The sequence below is a fragment of the Saccharopolyspora gloriosae genome (genome assembly GCF_014203325.1).
Classification (GTDB): Bacteria; Actinomycetota; Actinomycetes; order Mycobacteriales; family Pseudonocardiaceae; genus Saccharopolyspora_C; species Saccharopolyspora_C gloriosae.
Map to the genome: position 1 here is coordinate 1,909,038 of NZ_JACHIV010000001.1, position 17,204 is coordinate 1,926,241.

13 protein-coding genes are annotated in these 17,204 nt (G+C 71.3%); 5 read left to right on the top strand and 8 right to left on the bottom strand.

All coding sequences use genetic code 11. The features are described 5' to 3' along the window. Positions 1-13: 13 nt before the first annotated feature. A complete protein-coding gene (locus BJ969_RS08735; protein WP_184478310.1) occupies positions 14-1,075 on the bottom strand; it encodes an aldo/keto reductase in 1,062 nt (353 codons plus the stop codon). A 114-nt stretch (positions 1,076-1,189) separates the two neighbouring features. On the opposite strand from BJ969_RS08735, the gene BJ969_RS08740 reads away from it, so the two are divergent. Further along, positions 1,190-2,020 carry a helix-turn-helix transcriptional regulator gene (locus tag BJ969_RS08740; protein WP_184478311.1) on the top strand — a complete coding sequence of 277 codons (831 nt, stop codon included), beginning with the start codon at positions 1,190-1,192 and terminating at the stop codon, positions 2,018-2,020. Positions 2,021-2,203: 183 nt separating this feature from the next. Here the strand turns inward: BJ969_RS08740 and BJ969_RS08745 are convergent, their stop codons facing one another. Then, entirely contained in the window at positions 2,204-3,148 is a 945-nt protein-coding gene (locus BJ969_RS08745) for an alpha/beta fold hydrolase (RefSeq protein WP_184478312.1), read from the bottom strand. Positions 3,149-3,237: 89 nt separating this feature from the next. Here BJ969_RS08745 and BJ969_RS08750 point away from each other — a divergent pair, with 89 nt between their 5' ends. Continuing rightward, positions 3,238-3,822 carry a TetR/AcrR family transcriptional regulator gene (locus tag BJ969_RS08750; protein ID WP_184478313.1) on the top strand — a complete coding sequence of 195 codons (585 nt, stop codon included), beginning with the start codon at positions 3,238-3,240 and terminating at the stop codon, positions 3,820-3,822. A 184-nt stretch (positions 3,823-4,006) separates the two neighbouring features. Here BJ969_RS08750 and BJ969_RS08755 read toward each other — a convergent pair whose 3' ends face one another. The 5 genes from BJ969_RS08755 to BJ969_RS08775 form a co-directional block, all read right to left on the bottom strand. Then, positions 4,007-4,402: a hypothetical protein gene (locus BJ969_RS08755; protein WP_184478314.1), complete on the bottom strand. Its 396-nt coding sequence runs from the start codon at positions 4,400-4,402 to the stop codon at positions 4,007-4,009. 1,151 nt (positions 4,403-5,553) lie between these two features. Continuing rightward, positions 5,554-7,527: an AAA family ATPase gene (locus BJ969_RS08760; protein ID WP_184478315.1), complete on the bottom strand. Its 1,974-nt coding sequence runs from the start codon at positions 7,525-7,527 to the stop codon at positions 5,554-5,556. Next, positions 7,524-8,216, bottom strand: coding sequence for a Pvc16 family protein (locus BJ969_RS08765; protein ID WP_184478316.1), 693 nt, complete (start codon positions 8,214-8,216; stop codon positions 7,524-7,526). The genes BJ969_RS08760 and BJ969_RS08765 overlap by 4 nt, the downstream gene beginning before the upstream one ends. Positions 8,217-8,232: 16 nt before the next feature. Beyond that, entirely contained in the window at positions 8,233-11,298 is a 3,066-nt protein-coding gene (locus tag BJ969_RS08770; protein WP_184478317.1) for a DUF11 domain-containing protein, read from the bottom strand. Positions 11,299-11,703: 405 nt separating this feature from the next. Continuing rightward, a complete protein-coding gene (locus tag BJ969_RS08775) occupies positions 11,704-12,330 on the bottom strand; it encodes a helix-turn-helix transcriptional regulator (RefSeq protein WP_184478318.1) in 627 nt (208 codons plus the stop codon). Between the two features lie 223 nt (positions 12,331-12,553). Between BJ969_RS08775 and BJ969_RS08780 the strand changes: the two genes are divergently transcribed. Next, positions 12,554-13,873, top strand: a complete 1,320-nt coding sequence (locus BJ969_RS08780) for a hydrolytic protein (RefSeq protein WP_184478319.1) — start codon at positions 12,554-12,556, stop codon at positions 13,871-13,873. A 140-nt stretch (positions 13,874-14,013) separates the two neighbouring features. Here BJ969_RS08780 and BJ969_RS08785 read toward each other — a convergent pair whose 3' ends face one another. Continuing rightward, on the bottom strand, positions 14,014-14,361 hold the full coding sequence (locus BJ969_RS08785) for a hypothetical protein (protein WP_221315751.1): 348 nt from the start codon (positions 14,359-14,361) through the stop codon (positions 14,014-14,016). On the opposite strand from BJ969_RS08785, the gene BJ969_RS08790 reads away from it, so the two are divergent. Together BJ969_RS08790 and BJ969_RS08795 are read left to right on the top strand one after the other, a co-directional pair. Then, the gene (locus BJ969_RS08790; protein WP_184478321.1) at positions 14,362-15,780 is read left to right on the top strand and encodes a helix-turn-helix domain-containing protein; all 1,419 of its coding nucleotides are present in this window, start codon (positions 14,362-14,364) and stop codon (positions 15,778-15,780) included. Positions 15,781-16,186: 406 nt separating this feature from the next. Further along, positions 16,187-17,098, top strand: a complete 912-nt coding sequence (locus BJ969_RS08795) for a diacylglycerol/lipid kinase family protein (RefSeq protein ID WP_184478322.1) — start codon at positions 16,187-16,189, stop codon at positions 17,096-17,098. Positions 17,099-17,204 lie beyond the last annotated feature (106 nt).

A 17,204-nucleotide genomic window follows, 5' to 3' on the forward strand; every position in this document is an offset into this window, starting at 1 on the left:
CACTCGGCGTTCGTCAGCGTGGTTCGAGTTTCAGGTCTCCCGCGGTGGCCTGGCGGATGTGGTCGCCGGCGAGCATGTCGTGCGGTAGGCCGAGTTCGATCGCGCTGGCCGCGTCGAGGCGGGACAGCGGGGGTTCGGTGAGGTCGACGTCCAGGGCGCCGAGGTTGTCCTCCAGCTGCGCGGGCGTGCGGGCGCCGATGACCGGTGCCGTCACGGCCGGGTTGTGCAGGGTCCAGGCCAGCGCGACCTGAGCGGGGGTGCGGCCGAGTTCGGCGGCGACCTCCCGCACGGTCTCGGCGACGGCGAGGTTGCGTTCGGTGACGGTGCCGAGGGCGTGGTTGAAGCTCTTGCGGTTGCTGTCCGCGGAGGCGGTGCCGTCCCCGGTGAGGTCCGCGCGGGTGTACTTGCCGGTGAGGACACCGCCCGCCAGCGGCGAGTACGGGACCACGCCCAGCCCCATCTCGCGCGCCATCGGGATCAGGTCACGCTCGCCGCCGCGCTGGGCCAGGTTGTACTCGATCTCCAGCGCGACCAGCGGGGACCAGCCGCGCAGGTCGGCGATGGCCTGCATCCGGGACACCTGCCAGGCCGGGGCGTTGGAGATGGCCACGTACAGCACCTTGCCGCCGCGCACCAGGTCGTCGAGCCCGCGCAGGATCTCCTCGACGGGTGTCGTGAAGTCCCACACGTGCAGGTAGAGCAGGTCGATGTAGTCGGTGTTCAGCTGCCGCAGGCTGGATTCCACGGACCCGAACAGGCTCTTGCGGTTCGCGCCGCCGGAGTTCGGGTCGCCGGGTCGGCGCAGCGTCGTGTACTTCGTCGCGAGCACCAGGCTTTCCCGGTCGCTGCGGGTGAAGTCGCCGAGCAGTCGTTCGGAGCTGCCGTCGGTGTAGGTGCTGGCGGTGTCGATGAAGTTGCCGCCGCGCTCGACGTAGGTGTCGAACAACTTGCGGGCCTCGTCCTGCTCGGCGCCCCAGCCCCACTCGGTGCCGAAGGTCGCCGCGCCCAGCGCCAGCGGCGAGACCCGCAGCCCGGAACGGCCCAGCAGGCGGTAGGTGTCCAGGGTGAGTTGCACTGCGTCCTCCTGAGTTCGTCCTCGTTCGCCGCCGAGCCTGCGCCGATCGCGGAGGGCGGGTAAGGGAAGGAACTTCCTGGGAACACCGGTCCTACCCCGGCTGTTGAACCACGCATGACGATCGGTGTGGTGGATCCGACGCAGGAGCTCGCCGCGTTCCTGCGGACCAGGCGCGAACGCCTGGACCCGGACGACTTCGACCTGCCGCGCCGGCGGTCCCGGCGCACGCCGGGGTTGCGCCGCGAGGAGGTCGCCGAGCTGGCCGGGATCAGCATCGACTACGTCGTGCGGCTGGAACAGGCGCGCGGGCTGCGGCCGTCGGCGGACGTGGTGGAGGCGCTGGCGGCGGCGTTGCGACTGGGCGCCGACGAACGCACCTACCTCTTCGACCTCACCGGGCAGCGCCCCCGCGACCCCGACGGGCCCACCACCGTCGCGGCGCCGCCGCTGGCCCGGCTGGTGGCCGACCTGGCGCCGCTGCCCGCGATGGTGATGAACCACCGCTTCGACGTGCTCGCCTGGAACGAGGAGATGGCGGGGCTGCTGGTGGGCTTCGACGCGCTCCCGCCGTCGCGGCGCAACGCGATGTGGCTGTGCCTGCTGCACCCGGAGATCAGCGAGTTCTACGTCGACCGCGACCGCGTCCGGCGCGAGGGCGTCGCCCACCTGCGCACCGCGTGGGCCGCCCACCCGCAGGACCCGGCGCTGACCGGCCTCATCACCGAAGCCATCGCGCACGACGCGGAATTCGCGCGGCTGTGGGAGGAACGGGACGTCAAGCTCAACGGCCGCGGCAGCAAGGCGATGCGCCACCCCGAGATCGGCGCGGTCGACGTGCACTTCGAAGTCCTCGTGCCGCTGCAGGACTCCGACCAGCGCCTGATGATCTGCCGTGGCGCCGACGAACCCAGCCGGACGGCCCTGGAACGCCTGCGCACGCGGTGACGCGGGACGCGGCGAGTGCGCACCGGGCCGGTCGTCGTGCTGGTCGTCGATCGTGATCGGTTCGCGTCAACCGGAACGTCCGGCCACCGCCTGGACGTGCAGGTCGAGAACCACCGGTGCGGTACACGCGGGAAAACGCCTTCGCGCCGCTCGCAGCGGAGCACGTGGCGCGGTGCTGAGGACCTACCCCGCGCGTTCGTGATCGATGAACGCGATCAACGCGTCCACGACCGCGTCGGGCTGCTCGTCGGGGATGAAGTGTCCGGCCTGCGGGATGACGACGCCTGTCACGTTGTCCGCCCAAGGGCTGATGGAAGCGGCCATGTCGGGGATCGAGCCGTGGGAGCTGGAGATTCCCAAGAGCGGGACGGTCAAGTGCCCTCGGCCCAGGGCGTCGTGATTCTTGCGCGCCGATTCCGCGGCATCGCGGTAGTAGGCGAGGGACGCTCGCAGACCACCCTCGGCCGCGATGGAGGCCGCGTAGTGGTCGATATCGGCACCGTCGAACGTGTCCGGGGACAGTGCTTTGACCTTCAAGAACCAGCCGACGTAGTCGCGCTCATGACCGGTGAGCAGCGTCTCGGGAAGTTCGGGCACCAGGTGGAACGCGAAGTGCCAGGTCTTCCATGCCTGCTCGGGATTCGTGGGGACCGCGTCCGGGAGGGTGATCCCGGGGATTCCGGCGTCGAGCAGAGCGACACCGCGCAGGCGCTCTTCGTGCATCAGGGCCAGCGAGAAGGCGACCCAGGCCCCGATGTCGTGGGCGACGAGCCAGTACTTCGACACGCCGAGTGCGGTGACAGCGGCCTGGACGCGCGAAGCAACGGTGTGCGTGTCGTAGCTGTCGTGAGGGCGGTCGGAATGGCCTTGTCCCGGCAGGTCGATGGCGATCACGCGGAATCGCTCGGCGAGGCGCGGCATCGCTTTGCGCCAAGCCCACCAGGTCTGCGGGAACCCGGCGAGCAGGACGACGGCAGGACCGGTCGGCGGACCGCCGTCCACGGCATGGAGCCGGATGCCGTCCGCGTCGACCCAGCGGTGGGTGAATCCCGCGAGGTCGTGCAGCGGCAACCCGGAGATCGAGTTCTGGCCGCGTGAGCGGTTCGCGGCGGTTTCAGCGTCAGTCATGTCTCAAGGCTAATGCATCTTGAACTGGCTGGTTCAAGATACGATGGCAGCGGCACGGCGGCCGGGTTCGAGAACGAGGTGCATGCGTGATGGCCGGGAAGAAGCAGTTCGACGTGGACCTCGTGCTCGACGCGGCGATGGTCCAGTTCTGGCGAGCCGGGTACGCCGCGACCTCCCTCGACGACCTCTCCAGGGCGACCGGGTTGAACCGCAGTTCCATCTACTCCTCGCTCGGCGACAAGGACTCGCTCTACCTGCGCTGCCTGGACCGCTACGCCACGCGCTACGGGGACAGGTACGACCAGGCCCTGTCGAGCGCGCCCGACGAGCCGCTGCGGGCGATCCGGGATTTCTTCGGAGTGACGCTGGAGCGCATCGCCGACCCCGACCTGCCGGACGGATGCCTGGTCGCCCAGACCGCGATGGCGATACCCGTGCTGAGCCCCGACATCGCCGCGCGCGCGATCGAAGCCCTGAGCTTCCAGCGTGCGCGGCTGCGGGCCGCCTTGGCCGCCGCGAAGTTGGCCGACGCCGACGACTTCGCCGTGCACATCGCGGCGGTCAACCAGTCGGTGGCCGTGATGAGCAGGGCCGGGACGAGCCCGGAGCAGCTCCGCGCGGTGATCGAAATCAGCATGAGCGCGCTCTCGCAGGCGTTGCGCGCCCGGAGCTAGGTCCTGAGTTCGTCGGCGGTCCGGCGGGTGCGGATGTCGCCCCTTCTGCCGACCGGCGAACGCGGTCGCGTCGTCTTGCGACCGCGCGCACCGGCGCTGCGGTCGCGGATCGCATCGGCCTGCGCGGAGAACGCTGCCGATGGGCAAGGCGCAAGGAACGCCCTGCAGGTCGTGCGCGCCGCGCTTATCGCTCGGCGGGGGCCTGGATGATCCAGGGCATGTTGTCCGGTTCCCGGCGGCCGGGGAGGTGGGCGTTGAGCAGCGGGGGGAGCCAGGTCGTGGCCGGGACGCCGAGCTCGTAGGACAGCAGGTCCAGCAGCATGGCCTGGTCCTCGTCGGGGCGGATGCGGACCTGCACCGGGCCGGAGCCCAGGTAGTGCACCTCGTCCCGGGCGTGCGGCGACTGGAGCCGCGCCCGCGCGTCGCGCACCACGTCCGGCAACCGGTCGCGCAGCGCCTCGATCGCCTCGAACACGACCGCGGTGGGTGTGCCGTCGTCGCCGCAGTAGGTGTCCAGGCGCGCCTGCAACGAGTCCGATACGAACACCGTCCAGGCCGAGTCCTCTTCGCGCGCTGCCATACCTGATGTCTACCAAATCGCCGTGACGCCCTGGGCCTGGCCTGCGGATACGGGTCAGCCGGCAGGCGTTACCACCGTCCCGGCACCGGGGTCGGCGTTCAGCTGGGAAGTGGCTCTTGGTCCGCGGCGCCCCGATCATGGCCGGCGTCGCAGGTGAAAGGCCGGGAAGTCGTCCTGGCGAGATGCGAGAAGCCCCGGCGTGGTTCCGGGGTCCGCAGGCGTGGCGAAAGTCGGTGGACGTCCTCGTAGCGCGCGATCTCGCATTCCCCGTTCGGTCTGCGCAGCAGGTTCCGCGCGGTCGACGCAGTGCGAGAACGTCGTCGATTCCAGGCTTGAAATCGGTTTTGCCGGACCATTTCGAATACTTTATGGACTGCCGGGCACGTGATGATCCGGCCGCCGTGATCAGGCTGCGGGAATCGCCCGGTTTCGCGGCGCGCGAACTATGAGGGAAACCCCTCCGGCCGTTCGCATCATCGCCCTTTGATGGGGCGTTCCCGCCTAATCTTGTTCGTGTAAGGGCGTTGGTCGCCTTCCTGATTCACAAAGGTGGTTCGAATGTTGATTCGTAAGACTATGGCCGCGCTCGCGCTGTGCGCCGCAGGGGTCGCGACGGCCGGTGTGGGTGCCGCTTCGGCTGAGGCTCCCAGCTCGGCGGACGTCCAGCCGGCGGAGGTCGTCGGTTCGTACCCGACGAAGAAGGAGTGCAACAAGGTCGGTCAAAGCTACGTGGACTCCGGAAAAGCGAGCGGGTGGAGCTGCACTTCGTGGAACGGCGGACGGTACGAACTGCGGATTTTCTGATACATCGGTCGCCGGCGTGACCGGTGGGTGACCCGCGAGCCCGAACGGGTCGCGGCATGGGGAGTGCTTTGCCTGTCGTCATCGTGATCGTGACGCAGGTGCCCGAGGACGGATCGACCTCATTCCGAAAAGAGCGCTCGATCCGTTCTGCTGATCGAACTCCGGTGGCCGTCGGTGAACGGGTGAGATGTGTTTCTTGCTCGAATTCGTCGACGGTCACCGGGGTGCATGCAAGGAAATCGATCGGCCGTGCGGCGACGGTAATGATTTGACGTTGGGTCTCGAACATTCCCTCTTCTGATCTGCACCTGTATTTGCCTGAAAAGTCGCGGGCATTTCCAATTTTACTAGCCGAATTCCGCGTCCAAAGCGAGGCGCCCCAGCTTGGCGTATTCCTGGCGGATGGCGTTGAGGAGGTGGTTCATGGTGACCTCGCCGCCGGCTTCGGCGGCGAGGTAGGCGGCGGTGACGGCGCAGGATCGGATGGAGCCGCCCGCGAGTTCGAAGCGCTCGGCGCAGCGGTCCAGGTCGAGGTCGTCGGCTCGGGGGACGGCGTCGCCGAGGGTGCGGTCCCACAGGGCTCGGCGTTGGTCCGGTTCGGGCATGGGGAAGTCGGCGATGACGTCGAGGCGGCGGGTGAAGGCCTCGTCGAGGTTCGCGCGGAGGTTCGTGGTGAGCACCGCGATGCCGTCGAAGGACTCCATGCGCTGCAGCAGGTAGGCCGATTCGACGTTGGCGTAGCGGTCGTGGGCGTCTTTGACCTGGGAGCGCTTGCCGAAGATCGCGTCGGCCTCGTCGAACAGCAGCACGCCGTTCACGCCGGCGGCTTCGGTGAAGATGCGCTCCAGGTTCTTCTCCGTCTCGCCCACGTACTTGTCGACCACGGTGGACAGGTCGACCACGTAGAGCTCCATGCCCAGGTCGGCGGCGACGACCTCCGCGGACATGGTCTTGCCGGTGCCGGACTCCCCGGCGAACAGGGCCACCACACCGCGACCGCGACCGCCGCCGGGGCGCATCCGCCAGTCGCCGAGCACCCGATCGCGGTGGCGGGCGCGCACCGACAGCTCCGCCAGCGCACGCCGCGTCTGCTCGGGCAGCACCAGGTCGTCCCAGTTCACGCCGGGGGTGATGCGGCGGGCGAGGCGGGCCAGGCCGGCGCCGTTCTGCGCTCGCACGCCGGAGCGGAGGTGTTCGGGGGTGAGCGGGTGGCCTTCCAAGCGGGCGAGCCTCGTCGCCACCGAGGCGGCCCGGCGCACCTGGTCCGCGTCGAGGCGGTACGCGCTCAACGCCTCCGCGTCGACCTCGTCGGACGCGCCCGCCTCCGCGAGCGCCCGGTGCCACTGCGCGGCGCGCGCGGTGCGGTCCGGTTCCGGCAGCGCGATCGTGAGCGGAGCCTGCCGCGCCCACGCCGGGTCCCAGCCGCCGGAACCGTGCAGCAGCAGCGGAATCCGCTCCGCCGCGTCGAGCAGCCGCCGCAGGGTGCGCGTCGATTCGGGGCCCGCCAAGGCTTCCACCGGCCCGAGCACCAGGCCGGACCTGCTCAGCCGCGCCTCCCGCACCAGTTCCGCCACCGGTGGTTCCGCTTCGGCGGCCAGCGCCGCCGCGTCCACGACGAGCGCGGCGCGACCGCTCACCGCGAGCGCGTCCACCGCGTGCTGCTCGGCGCCCGACGAGCCGCGCAGGTGCACCGGGCCGATGCCCGCGTCGAGGCCGGTGGCCAGGCGTTTCACCAGCTCCGCCGGTTCGGTGACCGGCTCGTCGACCGCCCGCGCCAGCCCGCGCACCGCCGGATCCAGCGCGTCGCCGCCGATCAGGTGCGCGACCACCCGGTCCGGCACCCGCACCGTTCGGGTCAGCAGCGGCCGGTCGGGTTCCTGCACCTCCAGCAGCCCGCCCGCGATCAGCGGCCCGCCGGGGGCGAAGCGGAACCGGTCCGCGCCCGCCGTGGGCATCCCGCACAGCTCCAGCACCATGCCCGCCGTCGCGCGCCGCCGCGTCACGTCGTCGTTGAGGTAGCCGTAGAGCCGCTCGAACCGGGCGTCGAGCTCGGGGGCGAGCGCGATCAGCAGGAACTCCACTTCCCAGGCGTCCAAGCCGAAATCCGCCGCGAGCCGCGCCAGCCGGGACTCCGGCTCCGCGACCTCGACGGGCTCGGCCGACCACGCCGCCGACGGGGTCTCCAGGGCCTGCCGCACCAGTTCCTCGGTCAGGTACAGGCCGCGGTACGGATCGTCGCGGCCCGGATCGTCGCGGGCGTCCAGCGCCACCCGGACCCGCTGCTCCACGGCCCGCAACCGGTCCCACAGCTCGCCGCTCACAACGGCCCCCGCATGCGCCGCCTGCCGCCCGGCCGGGGCCGGTGCGAGGAGAAGTCGTCGCCTTCGGCGCCGGTGTCCTCGTAGCGCAGGTGGCGCCGCTCGTCGACTTCGCCCTCCGACACCGCGGCGCGCGTGCCGAGGGAGACGCCTTCGGTCACCGGCGGGCCCACGAGCCGCAGGTCCCCGGCCAGCGGTGCGGTCACCCGCAGCGTGATCGAGGGCTTGAGCTCCCCGCCCAGGGCCGACCACACGTCGGTGGGCGAACGGCCTTCGGCGAGCTCCCCGCCGGTCTCCAACGACACCGACAATCCCAGCTCCGCGAGCGTTCCGGTACGCCACTGCGGATCCAGCGCCTCATGCCGGGCCAGGCCGCGCAAGACCTGCGCGAGCAGCCGGTGCTCGTCCTGCGGGCGGTTCGTCCACGCCGTGACCAGGTAGGCCAGCTGGAACCAGCGCGGCGGGTCGAACCGGCCGATGACGGTGCCCGCCTCGTCGAGCTTCTCGATCGAACCGCGCTGGCGTTGCGCCGAGTACTCCCGGATGTCGTAGAGGAACACGTTCACCGTCGGCGCGTTGCGCTTCGCCGCCCAGTCCGTGGTGGGCGGGTCGAAGGCGAGCTCCACGCCGGAACCGGGCACGCCCTCCTCGGCCAGCAGCAGCCGCAGGCCCTCGTCCACTTCGTGGATCATCGCGGGCACCTCCGGATCATCGGCGCCCCATCAGCGGCGGCGGGACGGTCGGGGCCACGACCAGGAACGGCCTGGGCGCGTCCACCGGGCTGAAACCCGGCCCCTCGGCGGTGATGGTGCGCGGGCCGAGCAGGTCCTTCGGCAGGACCAGCAGCTGCGCGGCGAACCGGCCGTCGGCGCCGGGGAACGTGGGCGCGGCGGCCGCCGTGATGCCCGGCGTCCAGCGCAGCCGCACCGGCGCGCCCGGTGGGAAGTCGAAGCCGCGCACCGACGTCACGAAGCCCGGCTCACCGACCTCCGGGACCGCGACGATGCGCGGTTGCAGCACCCGGTACGGCGTGCGCGCCACGTTGTCGGCCGGAGTGGTGTCGGTGCCGGTGGTGCGCAGCGTGCCGGTGATCGTCGTGTCCAGCGCGGCGTTCGGGGCGAGCCCGATGACCACCGGCCGTTCCGCGCCGGGCGGGAGGTCCGGCAGCAGGCACTGGGTGGCGCTGCACCCCGGCGGCAGCGCCGTCACCGGGATTCCCGGCGGGAGCGCCATGTCCAGCGTCAAGCCCGTCGCCGGGGACTCGCCGGTGTTACGCACGGTGAACCGCACGTCGGTGCGGCCTCCCACGTAGGACGGGTTCGGGTCGGCCCGCACCGCCACGCCCGGCCCGGCCGGAGGCGGCGGCGGAGGTGGCGGCGGCGGTGGTTCCGGGCCGCGCACCGGGACGACGGTGGTGGCGGTGTTGTCGGCGGGCCTGCTGTCCCGCATCCGGCCGTGCGCCTCCCAGCTCAGCCGCCGGTCGCCGCCCTGCACTCCGACGACGGTCGCGGTGACCCGCACGGTCTGATCCGGTTGCAGCGTCCCGAGCGAGCAGCGCCCGCCGGAGCAGTCCCCGGTGCTGGAGTCCATCCCGGTCAACCGCACCCCGTCCGGCACGGTCAGCTCCACCTCCGCGCCGGGCGCGGCGGCGGGACCGTTGTTGGTGACCTGCGCGGTCACCCGTACCGAGTCGCCCTCGTCGATCTCGTTCGTGCGTTCCGGCGCGGTCACGCTCATGTCGACCGTGGCCTGCCAGGTGGCTTCCTTCTGGCGTCCCGGGAATCCTTGCGTCAGCGGGGTGATCCCACCCGTCTCCATGTCCACTATGGACAGATGTTCGGCGGCGTTCTCGTCCGCGCGCTCCGAGAACACCGCCTTGCTGCCGTCCGGCGACCAGCTGAGGTCGCGCGGCTGGTAGTGCTCCGGTGGTTCCTGGCCCTCCTCGACCTTGCCGGGGGTGTCGCGGCAGGTGTCCTCGTCGGCGGGCAGGACCACCTCGCACGATGCGCTGACGTCCTGCTCGGCGAGGTCGAGGCGGTAGAGGCCGTGCGGTTCCCGGTTGAACGCCATGCTCTGCCCGTCCGGTGAGAACGCGGCGCTGTCGTCGACCACCATCTCCGGGCACTGGCAGAGCGCCTCGGTGATGTTGCGCTGGTCACCGAGGCTCTGGGCGTCGGCGAACCAGATGTGGTTGTAGCGCTCGCCGGGCTCCTTGATCAGCTCGCCCCGGCTGAACGCGAGGGTCCCGCCGTCCGGAGAGAACAACGGCTGGGTGTCGTCCTGGGCGGGGTTCTGCGGAGCCAGTCGGCCGGTGACCTCGCCGGTCGCGACGTTCACGACCACGATGCGGCTCTTGCCCCGGCTCTGATCGGTGGGCAGGCCGCCCGGCGAACGCCGTGCCACGGCGATCTCGCGCCCGTCCGGGGACCACGCCGCGTCGGTTTCCCAATCTCCGGGCTGACGATCGGCGATGTTCAGCAGCCGCCGGTTCGTCCCGTCCGAGTTCATCAGCTCGATCCGCTGCACCCGGTCGCCCGCGGGCCCGCTGAACACGCTCACCGCGATCGTCCCGCCGTCCGGCGAGTACGACTGCCGCTGGGTCCACGGGTCGTAGTCCGCACCCGGCTCGAACAGCTTGCTGGAGTCCTCCACCGCGAGCGGATCCTCGTGCAGCACGTCCACCCCGAGGCTGCGCGGATCGCTGCCGTCGGGCCGGATGTCCTGCAGCACCGCCACGTTCTCGCCCGCCGTCGGGCGCTCCACCAGCACCTCGCCGTCGGGCAGCTGCGCGGGCGAGGAGACGTCCCCGGGCTCGTCGATCAGCAGCACCGGCGTGCTCGTCGTCGGCGCGGTGGGGGCGTCGACCCGGTAGACCCAGGTGGTCTCCGACACGCCCACGCCGATCCGGTACCTGCTCAGGAACAGCAACGAATTCCCGTCCGGCCGCCACACCGGCCAACTGCTCGGCCACCCCGCCTGATCCCCGCCCAGCAGCGGGACGCCGACCGTCGGATGCGGCGGATGGTGGTGGTGGGAGGGAGCCGACAGCACCCGCACCTGCTGGTCCTCGGTGCCGTCGAGGTTCCCGTCCGCGTCCCACGTGTAGGCGATTCGGTCCTCGTCGACCGGGTTCCACGCGGGCTGCACCGCGCCCCCGGTCGGTTCCTCGGTGCGCAGGTGCGCGAACTTCCCGAACACGTGCCGGGTGTAGATCTGCCAGCTCTTGGTGGCATTGCTCGCGAACGCGAGCTTCCCGCCGTCCGGGGAGAACGTCGGCCACGTCTCGTCGACCGGCGAGAAGGTGAGCCGCAGCATCTTCTTCCCGTCGATCCGCACCATCCACAGCTCCCGCTGCGGCCCCTTCTTCCCGTGCTCGGCGGAATCGAACACGACCCACCGCAGATCGGGCGACAACTTCGGATGTGCGGCATCGCGGCCGTGGGTGAGCCGGCGCACCGCCCCCGAAGCGTCCCGCAGGTACACCTGTGGCTTGGCCTCGTCGCGCAGGCTCGTGAACACCACCAGCCCGCCGCGCGCGTCCGGCTGCTGCGCGTAGTGGCCGTCGTCGAGGTACGGCTCGGACGGACGCTGCCCGTCGCCGGGCGCGGTGGCGAGACTGCGGTGCCCCGTACCGGAGAACGCGATCCGTCCCTCGTCCGCCGGCGGCGCGGGTTCCTGCTGCGCGGTCGCCGTCGGGACCCCGATCAACCCGCACAGCACCACGAGCACCCCGGCCAACGCGACCCCGGACCGTGTCGACCGGACCACCCTCATCCACGACCTCCCCGCTCGCTCCCGGCCTGATCCTCGCGAGTGCGCGCGGTCGCGCAGAGGGCACGGCAGGCACCAACGCGGGAAACACCCCGGGGACTTTCGGGCAACGTCGGTCGGCTCGTTCTGCTCTGGGGTCGGGTGGCGGAACCTCAGTCGGTCTCTCGCTGCGGGGATCTTTTTCCCGAGTGGCTCCGCCACGAGGGAAAAAGCCGTCCTCGCGAGAGACCGACTGAGAACCCGCGGCGGTGCCGGTTGCCGAGGTGGTCGCTGCTCAGCGGCTTGCCGCTGACAGGACGAATACCGAGGGCGGTGTTCGCCTGGATCAACGCTGATCAGGGTGGGTTCTCAGCTGTATGTCGCTGGTGCGCGAATCGTGAGCGGCCCGCGGGGTTTCGGGAGGGGGCGTCAGATCAGTCCTTGGCGCATCACGTGGCCGACGGCGTGCGCTCGGTTGCGCAGTTGGAGGCGGGTGGTGACCTCGTGCAGGATGTTCTTCACCGTGCGCTCCGAGTAGGACATCTTCACCGCGATCTCCCCGGTGTCGAAGCCCTCCGAGATCAGCCGCAGCACCTCCACCTCCCGCGCGGTCAGCGTCGAGAGGTTGAACCCCTGCGCGTCGGCGGAATTGCGCTGCAACCTGCCCACGTGGTCGAGCAACCTGCTGAGCATGTCGCCCGGCAACATGCCCTCGCCGCGCACCAGCGCCGTGATGAGACCGAGGACCCGGTCCTGATCGGCCTCGGAACGCCGCAGCACCGCCGCCACCCCGCACTCGATGGTGACGCGCAGCGCGTTCTGGCCGAACTCGCCGACGATGAGCCCGGTGCGGGTCGTCGACACCCGCTGCAACCGGCGCAGCAGCAGCACCGCTTCCTCGTCGACCCGGTCCACCACGACCAGCGAGACCTGCGCCCGCTCCTGCTCGTCCGGTTTGAGCACGTCCACCTCCGGACGCGGGCGCAGCTGCGCGATGACCCCGGCCTGCAGCAGGGGATCGCCCGCATGCACCGAGACGGGCACTCTCGTCGTCATCTCCGCACTCCTCACCTCGTAAGACTCCTGCGTAGCGGTTCGGGTGGCGCGACCTCGGCGGCTTCCTCGCCGACCGGGCGTAGGCCGAAGATCATCTGAACGGCGATACCGCGGGACGGGCGGTTCGGGGAAGCGCCGCGGCGTCGGCGGGGGCAGCCGCCTTGCCCGTCCGCTGCCCCCGAGTCCCTGCCGTCTGCCGCGCGGGGCACCTAGCTTTCCTCTGGTGAGCACTTCAGCGGAGTTGGAGAACACGACGGTCGTGGTCACCCCGGGCGGGGAAGCCACCACGACCCTGACCGTTCGCAACGGCACCGACATCGTGGAGGCCTACGAGTTCGAGGTCGTCGGAGACTGCGCACCGTGGACGACGGTGGAACCCGCGAGGCTCTCGCTGTACCCGGGCACCCAGGGGACCGTGACGGTCGTGCTGCGCCCGCCGCGGTCGGCGACCACGTACGCGGGGGAGACGCCGCTGGCGGTGCGGGTCCGTCCGGTGGAGCGCCCCGACCTGGTCGCGGTGCCCGAGATGACGGTGCGCATCGAACCGTTCCAGCAGCTGCGCGCCTGGCTCGCGCCGCAGCGTCGCCGCGCGTGGCGCTCCGGGCGCTTCCACGTCGTGCTGCACAACCAGGGCAACGCGCCGATCGCGGTACCGCTGACCGCGAGCGACCCCGCCGAGGAACTGCGCTTCCGGGTGGAATCGGACCGGCCCGCGCTCGAACCGGACGACCAGGTCGAGATCCGGTTGCGGGCGCGGGTGTCGAAGCTGATCTGGTTCGGCAGGCCGACCCCGAAACCGTTCCTGGTCACCGCTTCCCCGGTGAGCACCTTCGTCGTGGAACCGGTGCACGCGGGCGCCCCGACCGAGACGCTGGAACTCGACGAACGCCCCGAGCAGCTCGACGGCGAACTGCTCCAGCTCCCGATCCTGCCGCGGTGGCTGCTCGCCCTGCTGGCGTTGCTGCTGGCGCTGCTGCTGTGGTGGTACTTCCTGGTCCTGCCGAGCGTGGAGAGCGCCGCGAAGGAGGCGGCGGCGAATCGGGCGCGGCAGATGGCGGCCAACGGTGAGCTCGTGCCACCGCCGGCGCCGCAACCCGAACCTCCGGCGGCGCAACCGCCCGCCCCACCACCGGAGAAACAGCCTGGCGAAGATGCCGGTCCCGGGCTGAACACGGCTCCGAATGGCGGACAGTTCTCGCAGACCATTCGGGTAGTCACGAATGGCGGAGGCAGTGCATCGGACGTGTATCGGGTGCCGGAAGGCAAGGTGCTGTTCATCACCGACCTGGTGCTGTCGAACTTCCAGGGCGATGAAGGCGTGCTCACCATTTACTTCGGAGAAAGCCAGTTGACCACGATCGCGTTGGAGACCTTCCGCAACCAGGACTACCACTGGGTCACGCCCATCGCGGTTCCGGCCGAAGCGCGGGTGAGCGGCGTCGTGAACTGCGCACGACCCGGAACGCCGCCTTCGGGGCAGCAGGCGGCCCGATGCGTGGAGGTGCTCAACGTCAGCGGTGTGCTGCGTGATGCACCGCGTTGACCTGCGTCTCCGGTGCCGCGCGGGAGGTGGCGATCCGAGTGCGCGTGATCGTCGTCCGCCCGCGTTCCGGTGACCCGCCATGCGCGTTCTCCCCGATTCTTCCCGCTCGCCGCCCGACCCGGCGCCCCACCGCCAGCGAATCACGGAAAGGCGAACCCGGCCAGGAAGATCCGCAGGAAGAAAGGGCACTCTTTTCTGCCGGTCCTCGTCGAGTGGATCGGCTGAAAGAGTGGTGTTCCTCTGCCATTCGGGTGCATCCATTCCTGCTCGCGGAATGGCTGCTCGTGCACTGCCGGTGCCGATGAAACAGTATCTTCGTCCGAGCTGCGGGAGCCGCCATTGTGCCGGGTCGCGCGGCGCCGGATAATGGCCCCGGCATTGTCGAGGATCAGGGGGAACATCGGTACCGCAGCGCAGCGGCCGACATTCCGGGCGCGGCACGTCGGCGCGAGCGGATCGTTCCGCCGCTGCGGAAGAGTGGTGGGCACATGGCGAAGGTCGAACCCGGCGGTTCACCTCCGCACCTCGGCTTCGGCTCCGTGCTCCGGCGCCGCAGGGCGAGAGCCGGGCTGACCCAGGAGGAACTCGCCCGGCGCACCGGCATCAGCACTCGCGCCATCGGCGACATGGAACGCGGCCGGGTGACCCGTCCGCAGACCCGCACGTTGCGCGCGCTCGCCGCCGCGCTCGCCACCGACGAGGCGGAACTGCGGAACCCGTTGCCGGGCAACGGGAACGACCCCGACCGAGCGGAGACCGGGTGGTGGGGCGGGCTGCTGTGCGAACCGCCGCCGGAGATCGCCGACCTCGCCGGTCGGGAGCAGGAGACCGCCACGCTGCTGGCGGTGCTCGACGACCAGCGCAGCGCGCGCAGCGCCCCCGTCGTCGCCGTGACCGGCGCCCCAGGAGTGGGAAAGTCGACCTTCCTGGTGCACTCCGGGCACCGGCTCGCCGGACGCTTCCCCGACGGCTGCTTCTTCCTGTCGATGCGCCGCGACGGGCGGCGGTCACCGGGGCACGCGCTGGGCACCGTGCTGCGCGCGCTGGGCGTCGCCGCCGATCGGCTCCCGGCCGGCGCGGACGCGCGGTCCAGCCTGTACCGGTCGTTGCTGCGCGACCGGAAGGTGCTGCTGCTGCTCGACGACGTCGTCGACGAGGCCCAAGTGCGCCCGCTGCTGCCCAGCAATCCCGACTGCCTGGTGCTGCTCGCGGGCACCCGCGGGCTGGCCGGACTGGAGTCCGTCTTCCGGATTCCGCTGGACGTCCTCACCCCGGCGCACTCGGTTCGGCTGCTGGCCGGGATCGTCGGCACCGAGCGAATCCGCCGCGAACCGTCGGCGAGCCTGGCGCTCGCCGACCTCTGCGGACATCTGCCGCTGGCACTGCGCATCGCGGGCAACCGGCTCGCCGGGCGACCCCGCTGGCGAGTCGCGGACCTGCTTCGGCTGCTGGGGGACGGGAGGCGCCGGCTCACCGCGCTCACCGCGGGCGACCTCGCGGTGCGGACCGCGTTCGAGGCGTCCTACCGGGAGTGCGGGGAGCTCGCCCGAGCCCTGTTCCGGCGGCTGGCGCTGGCCGAGGAACCGGACATCACGGTGCGCCGGGCGGCGGTGCTGGCCGAGGTCGACGTGGACTCCGCCGAACGTGGCCTGGAGGAACTGGTGGACGTCGGGCTGCTGGAGAGCGCGGCGGGCACCGGTCGCTACGTGCTGCGCGAACTGCTGCGGTTGTACGCCGAGGAACGGCTCGGCGCGGAGGAACCCGGCGGGGAACCCGCGTGCACCGCCCGCCCCCGCTCGCTCCCCGCGCTCCGCACGCCGCGCCCGCCGCAGCCCGTCCAATGCCCGGCCACCGAACCCCCGGTACTGAACACCCTCGACACCGACGAAAGCGTCTTCTCGGAATAGACCCGTCGTCGCGGTCTGCATAGGGGGCGGGTGGCGGAACCTCAGTTGCTTCCTCGCTGCGGGATCTTTTTCCCGAGTGGCCCCGCCACGAGGGAAAAGCCGTCCTCGCGAGGAAGCAACTGAGAACCCGCGGGTGGTCGATCTGCGTGCTGGGTCGCTGCTCAGCGGCTTCGCCGCTGACAAGACACCGAAGCGAGAACGGGGGCCGCTGAGAACTCGTGGTTGTCGGCCGGCTCTAGCTGGGCAGTGCTCTGGGAAGTCGGCGCGGGTGCGGAAACGATCAAGGATGCTGTTCGTCCGGTACCGCGAGTTGAACGGTGGGCAGTGGGGGTCCGGCGCCTTCTCATGTCGGGTTCGGGGGTGGTCGCTGGTCAGGTGACAGGGGTGTGGGCCACGATGTTGCCCCATGCGCACCGTGGTGTTGATCAATCCCAGTTCCGGCCGAGGCCGCGCGGCGGCCATCGCTGCGAAGGTCGTGCGGCGGTTCCGCGTGGTCTCGGCGGTCCGCGTCGTGGTCGCCGAGGACGCCGCCGAGTTCGCCGCCGCGGCCCGCACCGCGGTGGCCGACGACGTGGACGTGCTGGCCGTGCTCGGCGGCGACGGCGCGGCGCACGCCGCCGTGCAGGCGTGCGCGGGAGCGCGGACGGCCCTGGCGGTCATCCCCGTCGGCACCGGCAACGACCTGGCCCGCGCCCTCGGGCTGCCCGCCGACCCGATGGACGCCGCCCGCGCCGCCACCGACGCGGTGCAGAGCGGGCACCGGCGCGCCCTCGACCTCGGCCGCGTGGTCGGCGGGCAGCGGTTCGCCACGGTGCTCTGCGCCGGGTTCGACGCCCAGGTCAACGGCCGGGTCAACCGCTCCCGGCTGCCCATCGGGCGCGCCCGCTACGACGTGGCGGTGCTGCGGGAGCTCGCGGACCTGCGCGCCATGCCGCTGCGGGTCGAAGCCGACAACGTCGTGCTCGACGTCGCCGCGACCTGCGTCGCGGTCGGCAACACGCCGTACTACGGCGGTGGCGTGCCGATCTGCCCCGACGCCGACCCGACCGACGGGATGTTCGACGTCACCGTCGTCGGCGAGATCAGCCGGGCCGACATGCTGCGGGTGCTGCCGACGATGCGCAGCGGCAAGCACGTCGACCACCCCGCGGTGCGCACGCTGCGGGCCCGTTCGGTGCGGCTGGGCGGCGGCAACGGCTGGACCGCGTTCGCCGACGGCGAACCGCAGGTGCGCCTGCCGGTGAGCCTGCGCTGCCAGCCCGGCGCGCTGCAGGTGCTCGCCCCCGCCACGGCGAACCGCGACGGCGAAGCCGCCTGAGACCTCGTCGTCGCCGGTGAGGGGCGACGACGCCGCCGGCCGCGCTCGGGCGGCCGCCGGGTGCCGGTTCGGCGAGCCTGGAACGCTCCGTGTCCGCACGCGTGCG

What these genes read in the sequence shown, in the direction of transcription:
- BJ969_RS08755 (WP_184478314.1), bottom strand. Translation starts at nt 4,402, where the DNA reads ATGGCAGCGCGCGAAGAGGACTCGGCCTGGACGGTGTTCGTATCGGAC.
- BJ969_RS08745 (WP_184478312.1), bottom strand. Translation starts at nt 3,148, where the DNA reads ATGACTGACGCTGAAACCGCCGCGAACCGCTCACGCGGCCAGAACTCG.
- BJ969_RS08790 (WP_184478321.1), top strand. Translation starts at nt 14,362, where the DNA reads ATGGCGAAGGTCGAACCCGGCGGTTCACCTCCGCACCTCGGCTTCGGC.
- BJ969_RS08765 (WP_184478316.1), bottom strand. Translation starts at nt 8,216, where the DNA reads ATGATCCACGAAGTGGACGAGGGCCTGCGGCTGCTGCTGGCCGAGGAG.
- BJ969_RS08775 (WP_184478318.1), bottom strand. Translation starts at nt 12,330, where the DNA reads ATGACGACGAGAGTGCCCGTCTCGGTGCATGCGGGCGATCCCCTGCTG.
- BJ969_RS08750 (WP_184478313.1), top strand. Translation starts at nt 3,238, where the DNA reads ATGGCCGGGAAGAAGCAGTTCGACGTGGACCTCGTGCTCGACGCGGCG.
- BJ969_RS08795 (WP_184478322.1), top strand. Translation starts at nt 16,187, where the DNA reads ATGCGCACCGTGGTGTTGATCAATCCCAGTTCCGGCCGAGGCCGCGCG.
- BJ969_RS08740 (WP_184478311.1), top strand. Translation starts at nt 1,190, where the DNA reads ATGACGATCGGTGTGGTGGATCCGACGCAGGAGCTCGCCGCGTTCCTG.
- BJ969_RS08770 (WP_184478317.1), bottom strand. Translation starts at nt 11,298, where the DNA reads ATGAGGGTGGTCCGGTCGACACGGTCCGGGGTCGCGTTGGCCGGGGTG.